20 protein-coding genes and 2 pseudogenes are annotated in these 25,159 nt (G+C 41.8%); 15 read left to right on the top strand and 7 right to left on the bottom strand.

What is annotated here, in order from left to right; translation table 11 throughout:
- Positions 1-9: 9 nt before the first annotated feature.
- Positions 10-1,680, top strand: a complete 1,671-nt coding sequence (locus EGT34_RS17645; protein WP_000154593.1) for a GMC family oxidoreductase — start codon at positions 10-12, stop codon at positions 1,678-1,680.
- Positions 1,681-1,739: 59 nt separating this feature from the next.
- On the opposite strand, the gene EGT34_RS17640 is transcribed toward EGT34_RS17645, so the two are convergent.
- Both EGT34_RS17640 and EGT34_RS17635 read right to left on the bottom strand, forming a co-directional pair.
- Positions 1,740-3,020, bottom strand: a complete 1,281-nt coding sequence (locus EGT34_RS17640) for an OprD family outer membrane porin (RefSeq protein WP_000753564.1) — start codon at positions 3,018-3,020, stop codon at positions 1,740-1,742.
- A 31-nt stretch (positions 3,021-3,051) separates the two neighbouring features.
- Positions 3,052-4,398 carry an MFS transporter gene (locus EGT34_RS17635; protein ID WP_024437418.1) on the bottom strand — a complete coding sequence of 449 codons (1,347 nt, stop codon included), beginning with the start codon at positions 4,396-4,398 and terminating at the stop codon, positions 3,052-3,054.
- Between the two features lie 375 nt (positions 4,399-4,773).
- Between EGT34_RS17635 and EGT34_RS17630 the strand changes: the two genes are divergently transcribed.
- The 5 genes from EGT34_RS17630 to EGT34_RS17610 all read left to right on the top strand — a co-directional run bounded on the left by EGT34_RS17630 (position 4,774) and on the right by EGT34_RS17610 (position 10,905).
- Positions 4,774-6,459, top strand: coding sequence for an arylsulfatase (locus tag EGT34_RS17630; protein WP_000769550.1), 1,686 nt, complete (start codon positions 4,774-4,776; stop codon positions 6,457-6,459).
- Between the two features lie 25 nt (positions 6,460-6,484).
- Positions 6,485-7,438 carry a formylglycine-generating enzyme family protein gene (locus EGT34_RS17625; protein WP_086319569.1) on the top strand — a complete coding sequence of 318 codons (954 nt, stop codon included), beginning with the start codon at positions 6,485-6,487 and terminating at the stop codon, positions 7,436-7,438.
- A gap of 12 nt (positions 7,439-7,450) precedes the next feature.
- Positions 7,451-8,638 carry an OprD family outer membrane porin gene (locus EGT34_RS17620; protein ID WP_000680440.1) on the top strand — a complete coding sequence of 396 codons (1,188 nt, stop codon included), beginning with the start codon at positions 7,451-7,453 and terminating at the stop codon, positions 8,636-8,638.
- A 233-nt stretch (positions 8,639-8,871) separates the two neighbouring features.
- Positions 8,872-9,948, top strand: coding sequence for an aromatic ring-hydroxylating oxygenase subunit alpha (locus EGT34_RS17615; protein WP_000470076.1), 1,077 nt, complete (start codon positions 8,872-8,874; stop codon positions 9,946-9,948).
- 12 nt (positions 9,949-9,960) lie between these two features.
- Complete coding sequence (locus EGT34_RS17610; protein ID WP_000382543.1) at positions 9,961-10,905, top strand: PDR/VanB family oxidoreductase; 945 nt, start codon at positions 9,961-9,963, stop codon at positions 10,903-10,905.
- Between the two features lie 41 nt (positions 10,906-10,946).
- Here the strand turns inward: EGT34_RS17610 and EGT34_RS17605 are convergent, their stop codons facing one another.
- The 3 genes from EGT34_RS17605 to mhpT form a co-directional block, all read right to left on the bottom strand.
- On the bottom strand, positions 10,947-11,639 hold the full coding sequence (locus EGT34_RS17605) for a GntR family transcriptional regulator (RefSeq protein WP_081405555.1): 693 nt from the start codon (positions 11,637-11,639) through the stop codon (positions 10,947-10,949).
- Positions 11,640-11,745: 106 nt separating this feature from the next.
- Positions 11,746-12,204 carry a MarR family winged helix-turn-helix transcriptional regulator gene (locus EGT34_RS17600; protein ID WP_002120484.1) on the bottom strand — a complete coding sequence of 153 codons (459 nt, stop codon included), beginning with the start codon at positions 12,202-12,204 and terminating at the stop codon, positions 11,746-11,748.
- A gap of 70 nt (positions 12,205-12,274) precedes the next feature.
- Complete coding sequence (gene mhpT / locus EGT34_RS17595) at positions 12,275-13,507, bottom strand: 3-(3-hydroxy-phenyl)propionate transporter MhpT (RefSeq protein ID WP_024433354.1); 1,233 nt, start codon at positions 13,505-13,507, stop codon at positions 12,275-12,277.
- 247 nt (positions 13,508-13,754) lie between these two features.
- Between mhpT and EGT34_RS17590 the strand changes: the two genes are divergently transcribed.
- The 8 genes and pseudogenes from EGT34_RS17590 to EGT34_RS17555 form a co-directional block, all read left to right on the top strand.
- On the top strand, positions 13,755-14,594 hold the full coding sequence (locus tag EGT34_RS17590) for a p-hydroxycinnamoyl CoA hydratase/lyase (protein WP_002040868.1): 840 nt from the start codon (positions 13,755-13,757) through the stop codon (positions 14,592-14,594).
- 37 nt (positions 14,595-14,631) lie between these two features.
- Positions 14,632-16,083 carry an aldehyde dehydrogenase gene (locus tag EGT34_RS17585; RefSeq protein WP_024437415.1) on the top strand — a complete coding sequence of 484 codons (1,452 nt, stop codon included), beginning with the start codon at positions 14,632-14,634 and terminating at the stop codon, positions 16,081-16,083.
- Between the two features lie 81 nt (positions 16,084-16,164).
- Positions 16,165-18,051 (top strand): feruloyl-CoA synthase, encoded by a 1,887-nt coding sequence (locus tag EGT34_RS17580; protein ID WP_171058563.1) that lies wholly within the window; start codon positions 16,165-16,167, stop codon positions 18,049-18,051.
- 74 nt (positions 18,052-18,125) lie between these two features.
- On the top strand, positions 18,126-19,265 hold the full coding sequence (locus EGT34_RS17575; RefSeq protein ID WP_001119797.1) for an acyl-CoA dehydrogenase family protein: 1,140 nt from the start codon (positions 18,126-18,128) through the stop codon (positions 19,263-19,265).
- Positions 19,266-19,346: 81 nt separating this feature from the next.
- Entirely contained in the window at positions 19,347-20,597 is a 1,251-nt protein-coding gene (locus EGT34_RS17570) for an OprD family porin (protein WP_000041308.1), read from the top strand.
- Between the two features lie 56 nt (positions 20,598-20,653).
- The gene (locus EGT34_RS17565) at positions 20,654-21,190 is read left to right on the top strand and encodes a DUF3237 domain-containing protein (protein ID WP_000758290.1); all 537 of its coding nucleotides are present in this window, start codon (positions 20,654-20,656) and stop codon (positions 21,188-21,190) included.
- 40 nt (positions 21,191-21,230) lie between these two features.
- The gene (locus tag EGT34_RS17560) at positions 21,231-21,620 is read left to right on the top strand and encodes a PaaI family thioesterase (protein WP_024437413.1); all 390 of its coding nucleotides are present in this window, start codon (positions 21,231-21,233) and stop codon (positions 21,618-21,620) included.
- A gap of 33 nt (positions 21,621-21,653) precedes the next feature.
- Positions 21,654-22,676 (top strand): annotated as a pseudogene (locus tag EGT34_RS17555) (tannase/feruloyl esterase family alpha/beta hydrolase); the annotation flags it as partial.
- A gap of 34 nt (positions 22,677-22,710) precedes the next feature.
- Here the strand turns inward: EGT34_RS17555 and EGT34_RS17550 are convergent.
- Complete coding sequence (locus EGT34_RS17550; RefSeq protein WP_001067855.1) at positions 22,711-23,415, bottom strand: IS6-like element IS26 family transposase; 705 nt, start codon at positions 23,413-23,415, stop codon at positions 22,711-22,713.
- Between the two features lie 62 nt (positions 23,416-23,477).
- On the opposite strand from EGT34_RS17550, the pseudogene EGT34_RS17545 reads away from it, so the two are divergent.
- Positions 23,478-24,233 (top strand): annotated as a pseudogene (locus EGT34_RS17545) (tannase/feruloyl esterase family alpha/beta hydrolase); the annotation flags it as partial.
- Positions 24,234-24,297: 64 nt separating this feature from the next.
- Here the strand turns inward: EGT34_RS17545 and EGT34_RS17540 are convergent.
- A complete protein-coding gene (locus EGT34_RS17540) occupies positions 24,298-25,011 on the bottom strand; it encodes a FadR/GntR family transcriptional regulator (protein WP_000092890.1) in 714 nt (237 codons plus the stop codon).
- Between the last annotated feature and the right edge of the window lie 148 nt (positions 25,012-25,159).

Raw genomic sequence — 25,159 nt, 5'->3', positions numbered from 1 at the left:
GCCTTCATCATGACAATAAACAATTATGACTATGATTACCTGATTATTGGTTCAGGCTTTGGTGGTAGTGTTTCTGCTTGCCGTTTAACCGAAAAAGGCTACTCGGTTGCCGTAATGGAAATGGGGCGACGCTGGAAAGCTGAAGATTTTGCTAAAAACAACTGGAATACCCGCCGCTGGATTTGGCGTCCGGGCATGAAACTTTTCGGTTATTTCAACATGCGTTTTTTTCGCCATGTCACCATTATTTGTGGTAACGCCGTAGGTGGCGGTTCAATTACCTATGCCAATACCCTACTGGTTCCACCTGAACATATTTGGGATGAAGGCACGTGGGCAGATGCCGCGGACTGGAAAAATGAAATGCCTCAGCACTATGCTGAAGCAGAACGTATGCTTGGCGTGACTGATAATAAAATTTTCGGCCCTGCCGACCACATGCTAAAGAAAATGGGCGAAGCAGTCGGTGTTGGCCATACATTTAAACCTACTCGTGTTGCCACTTTCTTTCCACCGGAAGGTGAAGAAGGTGGGAAGACCTACCCTGACCCTTATTTTAACGGCGAAGGTCCAGACCGTGGCACTTGTACCGCATGTGGCGGTTGTATGACGGGTTGTAAACACAACGCAAAAAATACATTAGATAAAAACTATTTGTACTTTGCCGAAAAAAATGGCGCCAAGGTTTATGAAGAAACCAAAGTAGTTGATGTTAAACCACTCAATGGTAAAGCCGATGGCAGCGATGGTTATGAAGTCACGACTGAATGTTCAAGCTCATGGTTTAACAAACAACGTCGTACTTGGCGAGTTCGTAATGTGATTTTCTCGGCATCTTCTTTAGGGACACAAGAGATGTTGTTCCGTTTAAAACAGTCCGGTTCTCTGCCAAATATTTCTGATGATTTGGGTAATCGGGTTCGTACCAATGCCGAGTCAATTTTAGGTGTTCGCTTTTTTGGTAAAGATGTCGACATGAGTAAAGGTGTTGCTATTGGTTCAAGTATTTACATTGACCATGACACTCATATTGAAGCGACTCGCTACCAAAGTGGTTCAGATGCTATGGGCCTTATGTGTACTTACATGGCTAAAGGAAAACCGGGTTGGACGCGTATTTTCTTTTGGTTATGGGCACTCATTTGCCATCCATTTATTTTCCTTCGCATGAGTAATCCTGTCAGTTTTGCACGTCAAACCTTAATTTTCCTTGTCATGCAAACTGCAGATGCGTCCATTAACATGCGCTTGAAACGTAACTGGTTCTGGCCTTTTGGTAAGGTGTTATCGAGCGAGGGTAAAAAGCTACCTGTTTATATTCCGCAGGCCAATGCATTTACCGAAAAAGTTGCCAAAATGTTTAATGGCCACCCCATGACGACCATTACCGAAATTTTGTTTAATGTACCTTTTACAGCTCACTGTATGGGTGGTTGTGCAATTGCTTCAAGTCCAGAGCGTGGGGTGGTAGATGGACAAAATCGGGTGTTTAACTATAAAAACTTATACGTTGTAGATGGTTCAATGTTAGGTGCAAATTTGGGCGTTAACCCAAGTCTCACCATTACAGCTCTGGCAGAACGTGCAATGTCTTATATTCCGGCTAAACATACTTTAGAAGAACAAGCTTATACTCAAACTCAGGGTGAAGTTTTAGAAGCAGCAAAAGTATCTGCTTAACCACATCCAAAAGCAGGTTAAAACCTCAAATAAAAGGTTTTAACCTGCTTTTTTAATATTTAAAATTTAAAGGTGTAATCGACATTCAAACGTGTTTCATTTGCCGAGTGGAAGGTCATATTCGTTGGCATGTCATTACGGTAGTGAGAAAAGCGGGCCCGCATTCCTAAGCCTTTTAACTTGCCTTCTGGAATTTTATAACCCAAATCAAACGCCAGCGAATCTTCTTTAAATCGCTGATCGCCATATTGCAGTAAATCAATATTTTCACCTTTAGCATAACGGGTCATAAAACGTAGTCCGTTTAATGACACATCACCTAATCGCGCATCTTTAAAGTCATACTCATAACGAACTGAATAGACTTTTTCATTTTTGTTCGAATAGTCCGAACTCATAAAATCAAGCACAACCGGACTTTCGGTTCCCGACAAAAATGGCAGACCAGTCGAGCCAAACGACTGCATGTAGCCCAAAGAAACCGTATGATTTTGATAGTTCAAACCAAATAAGCCACTAATATGGCGGTTATCGACTTCACCTATTTTCTTACTTCCGGTTTCCGCACTATTAAAAAAACGCACGTCACTTAAAAAATTAAGCTGATCGTTTAAAGGTTGTTTGCCGTTAAAGCCTAAAAATTGTTGCTGGTAAATGTCTTTGAGTTCAGCATGATAAGCACGTAAACGGTAGTCTTTTAACTGGTAACTTCCACCTAAAGTATAAAACGAGTCAGTGGTTGCTGCTTTGTTAAATCGATGATTGATATTGTCTGTTCCAACATCGGTATAACGAATAGAGTCACGCTGCCGTACTTCGTCGACATAAAATCCTTCGAGTTGAAGATTTGGAACTTCATTTGAAACAAAGCGGATACCGCGATAAGTCTGAGGGAACAAACGCGCTGGCGATGAAAATATGGTTGGCAACTGTGGAACCAAGTCCCCCACAAAAAGCTCATTTTTTCTAAATTTAGCCTTCCCAGTAATGCCTATTTTTCCATAATAATCATCACGCGAGTTATCAGGATTAACTGGGAGTAAGCCACTACGTGCATAGTCGTCAGCACGACTTCCCATCAGGTTAAAACCTGCCATTGCGAGCACATCAACACCAAACCCCACTGCCCCTTCGGTATAACCCGACTGTCCTTTAAAAATTAAACCCTGTGCCCAATCTCTGGCCGCCGTATAGGGATATGGGTCTTTTTTATAGTCTCGGTCGAAGTAAAAATTACGCAGTGTCAGCTCAGCTTTACTGTCTGCTATAAACTCGGCATGCACAACTTGACTAAATAATGGGCACAAGCATATCCCCACCCACCATGGTGTCTTTTTCATTTTTTAACTCAACTATTTAATTTTTAATGGATTAAGGTGCTGTTTTAAGTGAGAAGTTTTGCTCTTTCTTACTTCGGTAAAAAGCGTTGCCTAAACTTAAAATCAGGAAAATAGCTAAAATAAAGACCACACCGTAATAGGCATATAGCGTTGCAGGTGCTATGCCTTTATCTAAGAAAATGCCTGCGACTGTTGGCGATAAAATTGCCCCAATTCGTCCAAAACCAATTGCATAGCCCACGCCCCGACTACGAATTTCAGCATCATAAATTGTTGGAGAAATCGAATATAAACCTGCCACACAGCCATTAATGAGCGTGCCAAGTAATAAACCGACTGTGAGAGCAATGCTCACTTGAGATGAAACGGCGACAAATAGGAAAACACAGACAGCGGTTAATCCCAGAAATAAGCTTAGGGCATAGAATATTTTCATACGCGATGCCAATAAACCAATAATGGCTGCTCCGAAAATCCCACCAATACTAATTAAAATACCGGTACTTACGCCTTGTTCAGGCGACATTCCCATTGAAATCAGAATTTTTGGTGTCCAGCTCATGACAAAGTAAAAGCCAAACATCACTAAAAAGAATGCAAACCATAAACAAAGTGTTTGGAACCCCTGCTGCCCTGAAAATAATTTACCAATATCACCTGTATTTTTTTGATTATTCTGGCCGTAATAAGGTAAAGCTTTTAAAGCAGTTAAACCCATACGGTTCACTGTTACATTAATGCGTTCTAATGCCTGTTTTGGTCTTTTCGCCAACAAATAATCTAAAGATTCAGGTAATAACCATGCGCTAATTAGTAACATCATTATGGTTGTGATGCCCCCTGCCAAAAAGATTGAACGCCAACCTAAATGCTCAATCAAGGCCAGTGAGAGTACTCCGCCTAGTGTCGCACCAATGCCATAACCTGTAGACATTAAACTCACTGCGAGACTGCGCCAGCGTGCATTGGCATATTCACTTGCCAAGACATTACTACTCGCAAGAATCCCACCTACCCCAATACCGGTAATAAACCGAAGTGCGGCCAACATGCCGTGGCTTTGCACTAAAGCACAGCCCAACATGCTAAGACCTGCAATTACAAGACAAACCAAGATGAGTAAACGGCGACCGATTTTATCGGCTAAAGGTGCGAGAAAAATTGAACCGGCAGCCATCCCAAAAAGACCTGAACTCAGCAATAAGCCAATTTGTGCGCCTGAAAGTGACCATTCTGCTGACACGGATGGAGCGGTAAAAGCCATTACCATCACGTCAAAGCCATCAATAATATTGAGACAAATACAGATCAAAATGATGAACCATTGATAACGGCTCATATTATTGTGATTGATCTCACTTAGAACATCTCTTTCCATTTGTGCATCTCCCAATGTGGATAAGAGATACACACGACATTGCTAATATGAGCGATTGGGTGGTTATGCATATCCGTATCCATCATGACCTAGAGGAATATTTGTTTTTTTGAGCATCCTGCTCTTTTTCTATACTGAATATTTGGATCCAAAAAATCAACTAAAATTATAAATTGATTATTAAAACATCTATAAACATATAAATTATATAAGTATAAAATTATTAAAAACATAAAATTAGATTGTTTGAATATTTTTATGGATCCACAATAAAAAATCTATTATGATCGATTCCAGAGCATTTTTTAGCCAAAAAAGCTCTGTTCATTTCCATGGAATGCAAGATGCATTTATAAAACTTCAAAGGATTGTGTTATGAAACTCAAAAGAGTAAGCCAGCTTACATTGGGACTTTTTTTTGCCAGCCAATTGTTTTACACAGCGCAAGCAGCATCTCCAAAAAATCAACAACCACCGAATATCATGATTATTTTGGCCGATGATCTTGGATTTTCAGACATTAGTGCCTATGGCAGTGAGATTAAAACACCTCATATTGACAGCCTGTTAAAGCAAGGAAAAATGCTTTTCAATTTTCATGCTTCATCAATGTGTTCACCTACTCGTGCACAGCTTATGACAGGTGCAGATAATCACTTGGTCGGTTTAGGTGCCATGTATGAAACTTCAAAACGACAAGAAAAATTGGTTGGCACCGATAGTCCGCGTGCACTGCTCAAAATTGATGGATATTCAGGTCACTTAACGCAAAATGCTTATACACTCGCAGAAATTTTAAAGACTAAAGATTATTACACCTTCATGGTCGGTAAATGGCACTTAGGCTATGCTCCCGAACAAAACCCTAAAGCCCGTGGTTTTGATCAATCTTTTGCCCTGCTCGATGGCTTCGATTTACATTTTAAAGACCAACCTAAAAACTATCCGCGCAACACCCAATACACGGAAAATGGTCAAAAGGTCACACTGCCTGACCACTACTACTCAACCGACTTTTTTACACAAAAAGCGTTTGAGTACTTAGACAAAAATAAAGCGCAAAAACCATTTTTTGCCTACCTCGCCTATACTGCTCCCCACTGGCCAATACAGGCACCAGCTCATTATAGAGACTTATATAAAGGTAAATACGATCAAGGCTACGATGCGATTCGCAAACAACGCTTTGAGAAACAAAAGCAATTAGGATTAATTCCTACAAATGCAGAATACCCAGTCGAACGTGGTAACCAAGCTTTAGGCACCAAAAGCTGGAATGAACTCACCCCACAAGAGCGCAAATATGAAGCGCGTAAAATGGAAGTTTATGCGGGCATGATTACCCAGTTAGACGACCGCGTGGGTGATGTCATTCAATATCTTAAAAAGCATCATTTATATGACAACACTTTGATTGTGTTTATGTCAGATAACGGCGCTGAAGGTGGTGATCATAATTTCCCAATGGGTGATGCCGATAATCGCTATGAAAATATAGGCAATGCCAGCTCATATGTTTATATGGGACCACGATGGGCCGAAGTCAGCAGTACACCATTCACCTATTGGAAATCAGCTGCTTCGGAAGGTGGAGTACGTGTTCCATTTATTGTTAAATCACCTGTGCAAATTTCTAAACAACGTGGAATCAACAATAACTTTGCGACAGCCAGAGATATATTCCCGACTGTTATGGAACTCGCGGGTATTCAAAATAATCAAATCTATCCAACTTCAAGCACTAAAATTAAACCGTCTGGTTTTAGCCTAATTCCTGCTTTTAAGGATAATACTGCCCGTATTCGCCCTGTTAATTATTATGACTTTAAAGAATTGCATGGCAGCCGCTACGCCAAAACTGACGAATGGAAACTTGTTGAAAACTCGCCTTCTAAATTTAAAAGCCACGGTTGGGAACTCTACAATTTAAAAACAGATTTTAATGAGCAACATAATGTTTATGCAGAACATCCTGAGATCGTCAAAGTCTTAAATGATAAATATTTAAGATATGCCGATGAAAATGGTGTTGTGGATTTTGAGCAATACAATAAAAAGTAGAGAAAACCAGATGAAACAGATCATGATGCTTTCATCGTTCCTCTTACTTGGTGCATGCCAAAAAACCACGCCTCAACTAGAACAGACCACCTTGCCCGACTTAGGCAGCAAAGCTAAATGTAATTCTTATTCGGGCCTTCCTTCGGGTTGGCCTAAAAACAAAGAAGCCGGCATGGTCAAGCTTCCGCAAGGAAAAATTGTTTTAGGCACCACACAAGGTTATGAAGATGAACGCCCATTAAACTTACAGACAACTTCCGTTCCCGCTTTTTTAATTGATGCAACTGAAGTCACCAATGCCCAATTTCAAGAGTTTGTTAAACAAACGGGTTATGTCACCGATGCAGAGAAGCAAGGCGGCGCAGCTATGTTTGTACAGCCAGATCATCCAGTTGAAGAATTACAGTGGTGGAAATTTGAAAAAGGTGCCAACTGGAAACATCCTTGGGGATTAAACAACCCTAAACAACCTGCACCTCATGAACCTGTACGTATGGTGACATGGAATGATGCTTATGCTTATGCAAACTGGCTCGGTCATGACTTACCGTCTGAGCTTGAGTGGGAGTATGCAGCCAAAGGTTTTCAGCAAAACTCCGACATTGGCCCCACCCATGAAGGCCATATTGTAGCCAACTTCTGGCAAGGTGAATTTCCATACAAAAATGTTCAGGAAGATGGTTTTAAGGATGTGGCCCCTGTGGGTTGTTTTAGCAAAAACCCATTTGGTTTATACGACTTGATTGGCAATGTATGGGAATGGACGCAAACACCCTATACAGGTCCAAGAGATCATCATATGGGAGATCCATCGAAATATCGGCAAAGTCACGAACAGATTTTGCAATACACGATTAAAGGTGGGTCTTATTTATGCGCAACCAACTATTGCGCGCGTTATCGTGCTGCCGCGAGGCATCCACAAGAACTCGACCTTGCCACCAGCCATGTCGGTTTTAGAACAGTAAAACGCTTTTAAACGGATTTAAAAATGAAGCATATTTTTATTTATGGGATTTTCTTCTCAGGGACGACCCTTGCCTGCTGTTTAGCTCATAGTGCAGTCGATGTTAATTTTCAAAATACACTCACGCTAAAAACATTCAACTTCGACAGACAATATGAAAATGGGACCAGCCCCGATACTCATAGCTTGAGCCAAGGTCTGATCTATCGTGGCGACTGGTCAACCAAACTTAATGAGGTTCAGCTACACCTCAATCCAAGCATTCAATATGCTTATCGCCTAAGTAGTGACCAACACACCAATGATATGGTCATACCCTTTGACCCTAATACCAAAAAACAAGCACAAGACTACGTTAAATATGGCTTAGGAGCTGGAGTTGAATATCAAAACTTTCACATGAATATAGGTGAAATTATTCCCGACTCACCACTTACCCCACAAGTCGACACACATCAATTACGCGTGAACTACAAAGGCTTGGAATTAAAATATAAGACACCGCAACAAAATTTCGAGCTGGGTTTGATTAACCGTTATTCACCCAAAAATGAGGAGGACTACCACAAACTCGCCATATCAAAACATGAATCTGACGGACTCTATTTCTTTCAATGGGATGGCAAAACACCACGGTACCACTGGAAATTTTATAATGGTTACTTAACAGATCTCATCAATCAAAGTTACCTTGCTTTTGATTATCAATGGACAAAGCAGCACACTACAAAATTACGTGTGTTTCGCCACGACGATGTCGGTAAATCAAAGCTTGGTGAATATGACAATACATCCATAGGCGCTATGCATTTCATCAAACATGGCAACTTTACAACCGGAATTGGCTATCAAGAAAACTTTGGCAAAGATGGTATTCCAAAACTCGACAATATACCCATCCCTCATATGGTGAACTGGACCTTAGGTGCGTTTACCAAAGCAGATGAAAAGTCTTATCATTTCGTTGCCTCGTATGACTTTAAAGACTACATCAAGGGCCTAAAAGTGACCTATAAATATATTTATGGCGATTCATTTCAGACCATGAATCAAAATGATTTTGAGCAAGAAAGTGATGTGTTGATTCAGTACGACCTAAATGCTTGGGTTAAAAATCTTAAGTTTCTTTTCTTAAATATTAACTACGACACCAAACATGGCAAAAGTCTGGATGAACAGCGCATGATGCTTCACTACACGGTTAATTTCTAAATCTCTACACTCCCATAATGGCTTAACTATAGCCATTATGGATCCAAATTAAGATGAGTAAAAATTTAGCCTCTAAAATTCAAAGTAAATACAAAAGTCTTTAATAGCAATTAAAAATCTACAAAACAACCAAACCTAAAGAACAACATTTTTAAAAAATATACTGCTTATCAATTGACCAATATTTTTATTTATTATAAATTGGATCCAATAAGTGATAAGGAGTCGTCACAATGTTTATTAAAAATGCTTGGTATGTTGCCTGCCGTCCAGAAGAAATCCAAGATAAACCATTAGGTCGCACCATCTGTGGTGAAAAAATCGTTTTTTATCGCGGTAAAGAAAACCAAGTTGCAGCCGTTGAAGATTTTTGTCCCCATCGCGGCGCCCCTCTTTCACTTGGCTATGTCGAAGATGGCAACCTCGTGTGTGGCTACCATGGCTTAGTCATGGGTTGTGACGGAAAGACCGTTTCAATGCCAGCTCAGCGTGTAAACGGTTTCCCTTGTAACAAAGCATATGCAGTTGTTGAAAAATTCGGCTTTATTTGGGTATGGCCAGGTGAAAAAGCTTTAGCAGATGAAGCAAAACTGCCAACTTTAGAGTGGGCAGATCATCCGGAATGGAGCTATGGCGGAGGCCTATTTCACATTCAGTGTGATTATCGCCTGATGGTCGACAACCTCATGGATTTAACCCATGAGACCTATGTTCACTCAAGCAGTATTGGGCAAAAAGAAATTGATGAAGCCCTGCCAGTGACTAAAGTTGACGGTGACCATGTCATTACCGAACGCTATATGGAAAATGTGATCGCACCTCCATTTTGGCAAATGGCCCTTCGCGGCAATCATTTAGCAGATGATGTACCTGTCGACCGTTGGCAACGTTGCCACTTCTTTGCGCCAAGTAATGTTCACATTGAAGTAGGTGTGGCGCATGCTGGACATGGCGGTTATCACGCACCGAAAGACAAAAAAGTGTCCTCAATCGTGGTCGATTTTATTACTCCAGAAACTGAAACATCACATTGGTATTTCTGGGGAATGGCGCGTAACTTCCAGCCAGATAATGCTGAACTCACCGATCAAATTCGTGAAGGCCAAGGCAAAATCTTTACTGAAGATTTAGAAATGCTGGAGCAACAGCAGCAAAATATTTTAAACAATCCACATCGCAAGTTACTGATGCTCAACATCGACGCAGGCGGTGTCCAGTCTCGTAAGGTCATTGACCGACTACTTGCCGAAGAAAATAAAACACCTCCTGAAACATCCACACAGAAGTTTCCAAACATTCGGATTATTTAAAGGAGCATGAACATGGACGTTATCATTCAAAAAATTCACCAGCTCACCCCGACCATTCGTGCATTTGAGTTGGTTGCAGCAAATGGTACGGAGCTGCCGAGTTTTGAAGCAGGTGCACACATTGATGTGCATCTGAAAAATGGTCTCACCCGTCAGTATTCACTTTCAAATTGCTGCACTGAAAAACATCGTTACGTGATTGGTGTTTTACATGATGCCAATTCACGCGGTGGTTCACGTTGTATCCATACTGAATATCGTGAAGGCGATCATTTGAAAATTGGTGAGCCGCGTAATTTATTTGAAATTCACCCTCAAACAAAACAGGCAGTTTTATTTGCTGGTGGTATTGGTATTACCCCTATTTTGTCGATGGCATATCGGCTTAAGTCGGCCAATATTCCTTTTGAATTACACTACTTTGTTCGCAGTCATGAAATGATTGCCTTTTATGGCAACTTAACCGAGCACTTTGGTGACCAAGTCCATTTTCATATTCAAGATCAACCGGACACCGAATGTAATATGACAGAGGTTTTGGGCCAAGCTTCACCTGATAAACACTTATATGTGTGTGGGCCTACAGGGTTTATGCAGTTTGTCATGAACGCGGCCGAACAAGCAGGTTGGCATAGCGAACAGTTACATCAAGAGCATTTTGTCGCGCAAAAAGTAGATACGTCTAATAATGAAGCTTTTACAATTGAAGTGAAAGGTACGGGCCGCCGAATTGAAGTATTGCCAGAGCAGACTGCAACAGAAGCATTAATTGCAAATGGTTTTGATATTCCTGTTTCATGTGAACAAGGCATTTGCGGTACCTGTATTACCCGCGTGGTAGAAGGTATACCTGATCATCGTGATCTATTTATGACTGATGAGGAGCATGCACTAAATGACCAATTTACGCCTTGTTGTTCTCGTGCAAAAACTAAACATCTTGTGATTGAGCTTTAATTCTGGAGTTCCTTTATTCAAAAATAAAGTAACTTTTCACTTTAAGCGCTGAGAACATTTCTTAGCGTTTCACCTAAAATCACCACACTACTGTGTTCGCGCATTAACGTTTCAGCACGCCCTGCCTGACGATTTACCAATGCATCGAAAATCGAACAATGCTGTAAATGCGCATAGTGCAAACGGCGATATTCCGATAAAGCTTGGTTCTGGTCATAGGTAATGGCTTGGGCAGAAGCCATTGGCAATTGGTTGTTTTTAGCCAACGCTTGGATGAGCGCAACGTTTTGCGCTCCCTCAATAATGGTGTCATGAAAGATGACATTAAAATGGTGATAACGTTCTAGCTCAGCATCGCCAAACTCGTCTTTTTCATTAAAGAGTTTTTCAGTTTCCTGAATGCAATGTTGCAACGTCTTTTTCTGATCTTCGCTTAAGCCTTGCTCTGCCAAAGTTTTCGCAGCCAACCCTTCAAGCACACCGCGTACTTCAAGTGCGTCATGCACCAGTTTTCCGGAAATTTCACGAACCGTATAACCACGAGTTGGGTTTTTAATGAGGAGACCTTCTTGTTCGAGCAACCGAAAGGCTATACGAACAGGCTGGCGTGAAACGCCAAGTAACTCGGCAGTAGGAATCTCGGCAATTCTGGCACCGCCTTCAAGTTCCCCTGAAATAATCATTTTTCTTAGTTTTAGTAAAACTTGTTGTCCTGAAGACATTCGTTGCCACACATCATCAAAAACGTCACTTCGATGCTAGCAAGTTCATTTGCAAAATGAAATCAATTTTCTGTGTGAATCAGTATTTAGCAATTTAACTCTACCTAAACAAACACACTTATTTAAAATTTTTAAGATTATTGACCATAATATCGAGATTATTACGGATTAAATAAGCCAAGTTAATATCAATGCCTTCAAGCATTTTTTCTTCAACTTTCAAAACCACTTCATTACATTTATTTAGCTTATCAATACCGCTGTCTGTCAGTGTAATTAAAATACGGCGGCCATGTGTTGGATCAGGTTTTTTCTCAATCCAGCCATTCACCAGTAAATCTTGCAAAATTTTGTTGGCTGATTGCGGCTTTATGAAAGAGCGCTCAGCAAGCTTGGCATTGGATAAATTACTTTTTGAAGCTAAAACAGAAAGTGCAGTAAATTGCGGTAAGGTAATTTCAAGCTCTTTTAAATGTTCTGTTAAATGTTTACTAATAATTCGGTCAACACGAGCAATCATGTAACTTAACTTAGGCTCATCTTCTACTTTTTTTGGAACTAAATTCGAACGTACCATAACCTTTCAATCATCATAAGAAAATCTGTAGTGAAAGTATGAGGTTCTAACCCCATACTTTCGTTAAAACTTAGCGAGCACCTGAGCTTTGTACTAAATGTACAGGCTGTTTAGGTTTTTTGACAAGAAGTAATGCAGAGATCGCTGCAATTAAGATCACTGGAATACTTGAACCAATTACGATGGTCGAGCTTTGCCCAAGCGAGAGTAAAAAACCAGCCATTAAAGGTCCAGCAAACGAACCAATACGCCCGATTGCAACCGCAGCGCCAACTCCGGTTCCACGCATTTCGGTTGGATAATACATGGCAGCCAAACCATACAACGCCGATTGCCCACCCACAATGAATAAGCCACAACCCACTGCCGAAAGTGCAAGTAAAGCAACGGTTGGAGAAATTGCTAAACAGCATAGTGAGAATAAAATGCCGAGATAAATTAGCTTAATCACAAAGCTCATGCGTAATTTATCAAGCAATACGCCCATCAGAACCGAACCTAAAATTCCGCCAACGTTATAGCCCATCTGTACATAGTTCGCCTGTAGTTTTGATAAGCCTTGGGCACCCATCAGTAACGGCAACCAGTTCAACAAGAAGTAGAGCACCACCAATGTGCAGAAAAAACTTATCCAAAGTTGAATGGTCGACATACGTCGTTCTTTAGCAAATAAAACCTCAAAGAATGGCGTGGTTTGCTGTGCTTGAACTTTGCGTTGCAGGTAGTCATTTGACTCAGGTAAAAAGCGCATAATCAGTGGGATTAGTAAAATAGGCGCAATCCCCCCGATATAGAAAATATGACGCCACTCTGCATCGCCTGCCAATGCCATGGCGACCACCGATGTCAGTAAGCCACCAAAAGGAATGCCGCTATACATCACACTAACTGCAGTACCTTTGTGCTGGTCAGGTACAGCTTCAGAAGCAAGTGTAATCATCATGGGTAATGCCCCACCCATTCCCAAACCAGTACAAAAACGAATGAGTAGCAACAGACTAAAATTGGCCGCATAGGCGGTTAGCAAAGACATAATTCCAAAAAGTAAGATACTAAAAATCAGAATTTTCTTACGCCCGACAATATCGGCAAACCGACCACCTAATATTGCGCCTGGGAGTGTTCCCAAAATTGCAGCACTAAATGCCCACGCCATCTGGGCATTATCTAACATAAACTCAGCCCGCATTCGTGGAGCGGCTACCCCCATTGATTGAAGATCAAATCCTTCAAAAATCGCTATGGCAAAGCACAGTAGCAACGTGATTTTTGCCCTTGAAGGCTGTCCTGATATTTTTTCCATTGTGTTGTCCTTTATTGACTAGTCGTTCCATTTAGCCCTTTGTGTATTATTTTTAAACACACCAAAAATATCAGTTAAACTTATTAAAAAATCAACATATTTTTATTTAAAATTAATTTTTAAAATAATTAATATTTAAAATACAATAAATTATAAAATATTTATGAAATTTTCCAAAAAAGACTTGAATGTAAGTTTAACTGATATTAGATTAAATCCCAGAACAGCAAGAAATCATTCAAGGAGTATGAAGATGAGTTATGAAAACCGCTGGGAAACAGTAGATGTTAAAGTTGAAGATGGAATTGCATGGGTCACTTTAAACCGCCCTGAAAAGAAAAATGCCATGAGCCCAACCCTCAATCGTGAAATGATTGATGTGCTTGAAACCCTTGAGCTTGATCAAAATGCTAAAGTTTTGGTTCTGACTGGTGCAGGCGACTCTTGGACAGCGGGTATGGATTTGAAGGAATATTTCCGTGAAGTCGATACTCAACCAGAGATTTTCCAAGAGCGTATTCGTCGTGACTCATGTCGCTGGCAGTGGCAACTTCTTCGGATGTATTCAAAGCCAACCATTGCCATGGTCAACGGCTGGTGTTTCGGAGGCGGTTTCTCACCTTTAGTGGCATGTGACCTAGCAATTGCAGCAGATGAAGCAACTTTCGGTTTATCTGAAATTAACTGGGGTATCCCACCGGGCAACCTTGTAAGCAAAGCAATGGCAGATACCGTAGGTCATCGTGCATCTTTGTATTACATCATGACGGGTAAAACCTTTAGTGGTAAAGAAGCTGAAACCATGGGACTTGTGAACAAAAGCGTACCGCTTGCCCAATTAAAAGCAGAAGTGACTGAACTTGCAAATTGCTTACTCGAGAAAAACCCTGTGGTTCTTCGTACCGCTAAAAATGGCTTTAAACGTTGTCGTGAACTGACATGGGACCAAAACGAAGATTACTTATATGCCAAACTCGATCAATGTATCCACCGCGATACTGAAAATGGTCGCCAAGAAGGTTTGAAACAATTCTTAGATGAAAAATCAATTAAACCGGGTTTACAGAGTTATAAACGTACTGGTTAACTTTTGATTCTTTAATGGCAATGTAAGGACGCAACCCATGCAAAATGTACAGTTACTTATTCACGGTCAATCTGTTGATGCATCAAATCAGGCAACTTTTGAGCGTATTAGTCCAATTGATGGAACGGTAGCAACTAAAGCTGCTGCTGCAACATTGGAAGATGTTGATCGTGCCATCGATTCGGCACAGCAAGCTTTTAAAGTTTGGTCGAAACTCTCGCCTACCGAACGCCGTTTACGTTTATTAAAAGCAGCCGATTTAATGGACCAAAAGACCGAGCAATTCATTGAAACTGGAATGCAAGAAACAGGTTCAACTGCGACATGGTATGGGTTTAACGTTCACCTTGCTGCCAACATGTTACGTGAAGCAGCAGCAATGACCACACAAATTGACGGAAGCCTGATTCCGTCAGATGTGCCGGGCAATCTTGCAATGGGTGTACGGGTTCCTTGCGGTGTCATTGTTGGCATTGCACCTTGGAACGCCCCTGTCATTTTGGCAACACGTGCGCTTGCCATGCCTTTGGCTTGTGGAAACACGGTTGTATTAAAAGCATCGGAAGCCTGCCCAGCAACACATCGTCTCATTGGTGAAGTGTTACATGAAGCAGGTCTAGGTGAAGGTGTCGTGAATGTGATTACGCATGCCGCCGAAGATGCACCACAAATCGTAGAGCGTTTAGTCTCTCATCCAGCCGTAAAGCGCATTAATTTTACCGGTTCAACCAAAGTCGGCAAAATTATTGCCGAGACTGCTGCTAAATATTTAAAACCTGTTTTACTTGAATTGGGTGGTAAAGCCCCTGTTGTGGTTTTAAATGAAGCTGACATTAATGAAGCCGTAAATGCAGTCGCTTTTGGAGCATTCTTTAATCAGGGTCAAATTTGTATGTCGACCGAACGTGTTTTGGTTCAAGATAAAATTGCCGACCAGTTTATTGAAAAGTTGATTGAGAAAACCCGCTCTATTCGGGCAGGTAATCCAACCTCAAAAGACAATGTATTGGGTGTTTTAGAAAGTCGCCGCGCTGCAAACCGTATTCAACATTTGCTAGAAGATGCCCAAAACAAAGGTGCTGACTTACCTTTAGGCATTCATATTGAAGACACCACCATGCAACCGACGCTGGTACTCAATATTAAACCAGACATGCTGCTTTACCGCGAAGAATCATTTGGACCTGTATGCACAGTTCAACGTTTTTCAAGTATTGAAGAAGGCATAGCACTGGCAAATGACAGCGAGTTTGGTCTGTCTTCGGCAGTATTTAGCCAGAATATTTCACAGGCATTAGAAGTCGCTAAACAGATTGATTCGGGTATTTGTCATATTAACGGCGCAACCGTACATGACGAAGCTCAAATGCCATTTGGCGGAACAAAATCGAGTGGTTACGGACGTTTTGGTAGTAAAGTCTCTGTTGCCGAATTTACCGAACTACGCTGGATTACCATTCAAACCCAATCACGTCATTACCCGATTTAGTCAGGGTAATACGGACAACAACATATTAAATAAAAATTGCATGATGCAAAAAATAAAGCGCAGTGATGCGCTTTCCATGGAGTGAAAGAAATGCAAATGAATGCCACTCAATCACAAGACCGCGAACGGTTCGTAAAATTAGGGCAACACGATATTCATTATCACTATAAAGATCAAACGCTCTATATCAGCCCAAAAGAGCAATTAAAACCGTATCCACAAAAACTGACAGATCGGTTAATTCATTTTGCACAAACCAAGCCCGACCATATTTTTGCAGCAAAACGTAATGCTCAAGGCGAATGGGTCAAACTGAGTTATGCAGAAGTTCTACAACGCGCATGGCACATTGCTCAGGCTTTGCATGACCGTAATTTAAGCCAAGAACGACCACTCGTTATTTTAAGTGGTAATGATCTCGAACATTTAACACTCTCTATGGGTGCCATGCTGGCGGGTGTGCCTTTCTCGGCTATTTCCCCTGCCTACTCTCTTATTTCTCAAGACTTCGGCAAACTCAAACATGTGTTTGAAGTGCTCACACCTGGTATGGTTTATGCCAGCGATGGACAAGCTTTTGCCAAAGCCATTCAAGCATGCATTACATCCGACATTGAAGTGGTGACCAACAAAGGAATTGTGGGCGATCAGATCTGCACGTCTTTTCAATCGCTGTTAGATACACCAGTTTCAAATGTTCAAGAGTTTTATCAAACCCTTGATGAAAACCAGATTGCCAAATTTCTGTTTACATCAGGTTCAACTAAATTACCTAAGGCTGTACCGACCACACATTTAATGTTGTGTGTTAATCAGCAAATGTTATTGCAGACTTTCCCTGAGTTTGAAGAAACACCGCCTGTCCTACTCGACTGGCTGTCTTGGCACCACACATTTGGCGGCAGTCATAATGTCGGCATCGCACTCTATAACGGCGGTACGATTTACATTGATGATGGCAAACCCGTTGCAGGAAAATTTGACGAAACTATTCGTAATCTCAAAGAAATTTCTCCAACTGTTTATTTAAATGTGCCAAAAGGTTGGGAAGAACTCACCGAAGCATTAGAAAAAGATGAAGAATTAAGAGAGCGCTTTTTTGCCAAAGTTAAAATTTTATTCTTTGCCGGTGCTGCACTTTCAGAAGCGGGCTGGAACAGACTCGATAAAATTGCTCAGCAACATTGCGGAGAAAAAATCCGCATTATGAGCGGATTGGGCATGACCGAAACTGCTCCCTCTTGTGCTTTTACAACTGGCCCACGCGTAATGGCTGGCTTTATTGGTTACCCTGCTCCGGGATGCGAAATTAAGCTAGTTCCATGTGGTGACAAACTTGAGTTTTGCGTTCGTGGCAAACACGTCATGAAAGGCTATTGGCGCTTAAAGGCGGACCAACAAAGTACTATTTTTGATGATGAAGGCTTTTTCCATACAGGCGATGCCGTTCGTTTAGTCGATGTCAATGATCCAACCAAAGGCCTAATGTATGACGGACGAATTGCCGAAGACTTTAAACTCAATACGGGTACTTTTGTGAATGTGGGCACATTACGCAACAAAGTGCTCATTCAAGGTAATTTACTCATCCAAGATGTCTGCATTACAGGTTCAAACCTAAATGCGGTTGGCTTTTTGATTTTTCCAAAACTAGATGCTTGTGCTCAATATGCAGGTCTTAAGCTTGGTGAACATTCTGCAACAGAGATATTACAGCATCCTAAAGTCCAGCAATGGTTCCGCCAATTTTTAACGACCTTTAATAAAGATGCGACTGGCAGTTCAAATACAGTCTCAATGCTTTATTTAATGACCGAGCCCCCTCAACTCGATGCAGGCGAAGTGACCGATAAAGGCAACCTCAATCAAAGCAGTATTACGAAACGTCGAGCCGCTTTAATTGATGAACTTTATCAAAAGCAGACTGATAACCCGCTGATTATTCGGGTGCCCACCTTAAAGCAATAAGCAATTGAAATAGAAAAGGAAGCTCAAATTTCGGTTTGGGCCTTAGCCTCACTTTTGCCTAAAAAAGGTTCAACATGCCACACGATACAGAATTTGAACTATTTCGGGACAGCTATCGCAGGTTCTTAAAAGAACAGGTTGCTCCATACTACGAACAATGGGAACACGATGGCCTTATCCCACGTGATCTATGGCTTCGTCTTGGGGAAAATGGTTTTTTGTGTGTTGATGTGCCTGAGGAATATGGCGGCTATGGCGCTCCTGTGCACTACTCACTCATGCTGGTTCAAGAAACTGCTCAAGCTGGCTTTGCATCTTTAGCTGTTGCCATTGGTGGGCAAAATGAGCTGGTTTCCCCTTATCTGCAAAATATTGGAACCGAAGAGCAAAAACGTTATTGGTTACCCAAAATGGTCACAGGTGAAGTCGTGACTGCAATTGCCATGACAGAGGCCAATGCTGGCTCAGACTTACAAGCCATACGCACTCAAGCGGTTTTAGAAAATGACCACTACCGTGTGAATGGTTCAAAAACGTTTATATCAAATGGCTTGCATGCCGACCTGATCGTTCTGGTAGCAAAAACCGATCCGCAAGCCAAAGCAAAAGGTATTTCTATTTTTTTAGTGGATGCTGCTTTAGACGGCGTTAAAAAAGGTCGCTCTTTACAAAAAATCGGACTCCATGCCCAAGATACAGCCGAACTATTTTTTGATGATGTCTGTGTACCTGCAACTCAGCGTTTGGGTGAAGAAGGACAAGGCTTTGCCTATTTAATGCAAGAGTTACCTCGCGAACGTTTAAGCATTTCAATGATGGCTTTGGGGGCAATTTTAGGCGCCATCGAACTGACCAAAGACTATGTGCTGGAACGTAAAGCTTTCGGGCAACCTTTAAGCCAAATGCAAAACACACGATTTGTACTCGCAAATGCGCAAATCAAAGCCAAAGCCGCTCAAGCTTTTGTAGACCAATGTGCAGCGCTGTATCAACAACACCAGTTAAGCGTCACTCAAGTTGCCGCACTGAAATGCTTTATTACCGATGTCCAATGTGAAGTGATTGATCAATTACTTCAGCTTTTTGGTGGCTACGGTTACATGCAGGAATATCCGATTTCACGCTTTTTTGTGGATGCACGGGTACAAAAAATTTATGGGGGAACCAATGAAATTATGAAAGAAATCGTCGCCCGAGAACTGCTCGGAAAATAATTCGATTTAAAAACCAAATAAGGCAGACACAACAACTATGCCTTGTTGAAAACAAAAAATGTTATTTCAGGAAGAAATGCTATGTCGAAATTATGGATGTACTCTACCCTTATGCTCTCAGGTTCAGTGTGGGCTGGCAGTTTTATTGATAACAGTTCAGTAGAACTCACCACGCGAAATTTCTATTTTGACCGCGACTACCAAGAGCAATCTGCTTACCCTGCTGCCAAGGACTGGACACAAGGTTTTATTCTTAAAGCCAATTCAGGTTATACCGAAGGGACTGTCGGTTTTGGGCTAGATGTGCTTGCAACGGCAGGCTTTAAACTCGATGCTGATGCCGAGCATGGCGGTACAGGAAACTTACCTAGAGACACGCGTACCAATGAACCTGCCGACTCTTATGGCGAAATTGGGGTCACAGCAAAAGCGAAAATGAGCCAGACCGAACTACGCATCGGTACATTAATGCCAATGAACCCTGTTTTAGTGGCTTCACCTGCCCGTTTGCTTCCTCAAACCTATCGAGGAATTTCACTGACCAGTAAAGATATTAAAGATTTTGATTTACAGGCAGCCTACCTCGATAAAGTGAATCATCGGGATTCGACCAACTATGAAAAAATTAAAATTTCAGGCGTAAATGGACGATTTAAAAGTGCCGAAACTGATGGACTTTATTATTTAGGTGGAAACTATCAGTTTAATCCTGCACTCAAGCTCACCGCTTTTTACATGGACGTTGACGATCTTTATAACCAAACCATGGTTGGTGCTTTACACCAACACAAAATTAATGACACCACTAACTTTAGCTCGCAATTACGTTACTACCGCAGCCGAGATGATGGACAAGCAAAAGCAGGCTTAGTCGATAATGACCTCTATCATGCGCATTTCGAACTCAAACATCAAAACCATAAATTTATTTTTGGGACTTTCCAACATCATGGCGACACCGCGTTTCCGTATTTAACGGGAGGTGAAACGGGTCTACTCATTGATACATGGCCGGGCGAGTTTTTAAACCCAAAAGAAAAAGCCTATAGCTTCCGTTATGAATATGACTTTAAAGATTATGTACCGGGTTTACGTTTTATGACTCGTTACACCACAGGTCACAATATTTATGCACCTAACTTAGGTGGGACCAATTTAAAAGAACGCGAAACAGACTTTGATTTAGGCTACACCGTTCAAAGTGGCTGGTTAAAAAATCTAGGGCTACGCGCGCGCTACGCCATTTATGACAACAACATGCTCTCTACAGCCAATATCAAACCTGTAAACGAAACCCGTATCAACATCGACTACACATGGAAATTTAAATAATTAAAACCAGAGGTTCTGTCACACATAGAACCTCTTTTTATTTCGGGAAATTCATCATGAAGAAAGTTGTAACACTACTCTGCGGAATTTGTCTCATTGGCCTAACTCATGCCGAAACGCAATATAACCCACCACCTATTCAGCTTGAGCCTTTAGCAAAATTTAGTGTTGATTTAAATGCTCCTGTTTGGGAGTTAGGTACCACCAGTGATGCAGGTAAACGCCGAATTATTCCCATTACAGGTGGGACATTTGAAGGCAAATCCCTTAAGGGCCGCATTTTAAATAATGGTGCAGATTGGCAAATCGTTGACAGTAAAGGACTGGCCATTATTGATACGCGATATTTGTTAGAAACCGATGACGGTGCGCTTATTTACCTTCAAACCAAAGGTTACCGCCATGGCTCGGCAGAGACGCTAAAACAGCTTGCCCAAGGCAAAGATGTGGACCCGAAAAACTACTATTTCAAAATTACCATGCAGTTTGAAACCAGCTCACCAAAATATTCATGGCTCAATCAGACCGTTGCGGTAGGCAGTGCAATGCGTTTGGGTAAAGCAGTTATTTATGATGCCTATACCCTGAAATAATAATTTTTATAACACCTACAAAAAGGATGGAGCCTTCATTATGGATCAAAAAACTTTAGAACACTTACCGCCCATCCATCACCATTTGGGTGGACATAATATCCATTGGAATGACCAAAACACTGAACTCACCATCCACTACACGGCGCTAGAAAGCTTTACCAATCCACGCGGCACCGTTGAAGGCGGCATGATCTGCGCCATGCTTGACGATGTGATGGGACTTTTTGCATATCTCGCCAATGACCATAAACCCGCTACTACCATTAACTTAACGATGGATTTTTTAAAGCCCTGTGCTGTGGGCGAAGTCATTACAAAATGCCGATTCATTAAACAAGGCAAAACCGTACTGAATCTCGAAAGTGAAGCTTGGCAAAACAACAAAATGATTGCACGAAGCACAGCTAATTTTCTGGTTTTAGATTAATTACAAACATTCATTCAATAAGGATATGAATAAATGAATTACACCAACAATAAACGAATTTTGATGCACTCCGCTTTAGTGCTTGCCATGCTTGGTTCTTTGGCAGGCTGTGGAAGTGATAATGATGACACAACGGTTCCCTCAACAACCAAACCACCGCAGTTGTCTCCTGCTGTTGGCGTAAAAATGACAGGAAGCTGTTCAGACTTACTCGGATTTCAGTACAACAATACCGTTATTAGCTCAGCTACCCTTCAAGAAGCAGGCACATTGACGGTCGCCAATAAACCGATTGGTGCACATTGTTTGGTCAAGGGTTATATGGATCAACGGGTAAGCCCTGTCGATGGACAAACTTATCAAATTGGTTTTGAAATGCGTTTACCTGTTGATTGGAACGGCCGTTTCCTCTATCAAGGTAATGGCGGAACCGATGGCAACATAGTGCCTGCAACGGGTCAGGTCGGCAGCGGCGGTCCACTCACCAATGCCCTACATGATGGTTTTGCGGTCATTTCTTCCGACGCAGGACATAATGCTTCACAAAATCCAATGTTTGGTTTAGACCCTCAAGCCAGAATTGACTACGGTTATGGTGCAATTACCAAACTCACGCCTATGGCAAAAAACCTAATTAAAGCCGCATATGGTAAATTGCCAGACCGCTCCTATGCAGGCGGTACATCTAACGGTGGGCGTCATGCCATGATTGCTGCAACTCGTTTGGGCGACCAATATGATGGAATTTTAGCAAGTACACCAGGTTTTCACTTACCTCGTGCAGCTGCGGCTCAACTCTATACAGCACAGCAGCTCCGTCGTGTCGCAACAGATGAAAATGACCTAAGTACCGCACTTACTCTTTCAGAGCGTAAAGTATTAGCAAAAGCGATTTTAGATCGATGCGATGCTTTAGACGGTGTTGCAGATGGACTGGTTCAAGATGTCGAATCTTGTCGTACAGCTTTTGATATTCATAAGCATGTACCCGTTTGCTCAAGCACAAGAGATGGTACTTGTTTAAGTACCGAACAAATTGGCACTGTTGCAAAGTTAGCGATGAGGCAGCCTTTTGTCTTATTCAAAGGCCTTACATTTCAAAAACTCTGCTTACCAGGCGCATTTCGCCCAGGGGATCACCATAATAAAATGCTGAGGCCTGGCCTTTGCGTAGTGCACGCATCACCTCAATACCTTTGATGGTGGCGTAAGCCGTCTTCATGGATTTAAATCCCAGCGTGGCGCCGATTATCCGTTTCAGTTTGCCATGATCGCATTCAATCACGTTGTTCCGGTACTTAATCTGTCGGTGTTCAACGTCAGACGGGCACCGGCCTTCGCGTTTGAGCAGAGCAAGCGCGCGACCATAGGCGGGCGCTTTATCCGTGTTGATGAATCGCGGGATCTGCCACTTCTTCACGTTGTTGAGGATTTTACCCAGAAACCGGTATGCAGCTTTGCTGTTACGACGGGAGGAGAGATAAAAATCGACAGTGCGGCCCCGGCTGTCGACGGCCCGGTACAGATACGCCCAGCGGCCATTGACCTTCACGTAGGTTTCATCCATGTGCCACGGGCAAAGATCGGAAGGGTTACGCCAGTACCAGCGCAGCCGTTTTTCCATTTCAGGCGCATAACGCTGAACCCAGCGGTAAATCGTGGAGTGATCGACATTCACTCCGCGTTCAGCCAGCATCTCCTGCAGCTCACGGTAACTGATGCCGTATTTGCAGTACCAGCGTACGGCCCACAGAATGATGTCACGCTGAAAATGCCGGCCTTTGAATGGGTTCATGTGCAGCTCCATCAGCAAAAGGGGATGATAAGTTTATCACCACCGACTATTTGCAACAGTGCCAACAAATTGATGTATTAGCCAACATTTACCGTGGTCCTGTAAATTCGGCTGGACAAGCACTCTATGCAACCCAACCTTTCGACCCGGGTTTAGTCGGTAGTAACTGGGCAAGCTGGAAATTTGAATCTTCGGTGGGAACAGCGCGTGACCCCGTTGCAGTCGGCATTCTTTTTCAGGTTCCACCAGACCCAACTGTGACTCAAAACTCTAGACAATTTGCCTTTAATTTTAACTTCGATACCGACTATCCAAAACTCTCGGCAACCAATGATGTCTATACCGAAAGTTCCATGTCATTCATGATGCCACCCGATGAACTCAATCTAGATAAACTCCGTAATCACGGTGGAAAAATGATTGTAGTACAAGGCACAGCAGATGGCGTTTTCTCTGTAGATGACACCCAAAATTGGTACGATCAACTGCTACAACACTATAAAAATGATGCAAAAGGCACAGCACCTGAATTTGCACGTTTCTTTAGAGTTCCAGGCATGAACCATACCCGTGATGGCATTGCGACCGACCAATTTGATGCATTGACTGCTTTAGTTAATTGGGTGGAATATGGGCAAGCACCTGACAAAATCATTGCGACTGCACGCGGCGCAGGTAATCCGAGTGGTCAAGTGAATACTGAACTTCCACAAGACTGGGCACCAGACCGCACCCGTCCACTTTGCCCTTACCCGCTGATTGCCCGTTACAATGGTCAAGGTGATAGCGAAAAAGCTGAAAACTTTAGCTGTAAATAGCGCCTTATAAAATTAAAAGAGAGCTAAACAGGCTCTCTTTTTTATCTTAATCTTAGCTCAAGCTTTACTGCTTAAACTTTTTAATACTTTTAGACAAATGAGCTCGCATCATTTGTCGGGCCAATAATCCGTCCTGATCCACAATTGCGTTATAAATATTGACATGATCATGGTGAACCGCTTTTAAATATTCTTCGCGATTTTCAGGACTTTGCTCAATAGATTTAACACGTGCACGTGGAATAATTTTTTCGCCAAGATACTTTAAAAAATCAACGAAATATTGGTTTTCAGAAGCTTCAGCAATGGCAATATGGAAATCATAGTCAGCTTTTACCGTACCATCATTTGCATCTGAAGAAATATGTCGTTCAAAGTCTTCAAGCGCAGCTTTCATTTTATCGATGTGGATTTGCTTACGGCGCTCAGATGCTAAAAAGACAGCTTCAGATTCAAGACTAATCCTAAGCTCAAGCAAGGAAATAATGTCATTAATGGTTTCTAAACTGGCATTAGACAACAGAAAATTTTGCTCAACTGTCTGCTCTTTGACAAAAGTACCAATTCCGTGACGAGTCTCGACAAATCCTAATGAACGCAACTCAGTAATTGCTTCACGAATAACAGAACGGCTTACTTCAAAAGTTTCAATTAATTCAAGTTCGGTCGGGATTTTTTCTCCAACTTTAAATTCTCCAGACTGAATTTTTTCGATCAGTTGTTCTACAATAATCTGGCTTAGTTTTTTTGTTGATCTAGGTTTAATTGCGCTAGACATAATCTGAAGAACTCATGAAATGTTGAAAAAAATTATAAAATTCATTTTACTATAAACTTAGCCGATAGTCATATTCGGTTTTTAGACCCCTAAGTTATTAAAAATAAAATATTTTCTCTCACCTATTAAACCACTACTCATATTTAAA

It is taken from the genome of Acinetobacter sp. FDAARGOS_558 (assembly GCF_003937785.1).
Taxonomy (GTDB): Bacteria; Pseudomonadota; Gammaproteobacteria; order Pseudomonadales; family Moraxellaceae; genus Acinetobacter; species Acinetobacter baumannii.
This window is presented reverse-complemented; position numbering and strand designations above follow the sequence as displayed.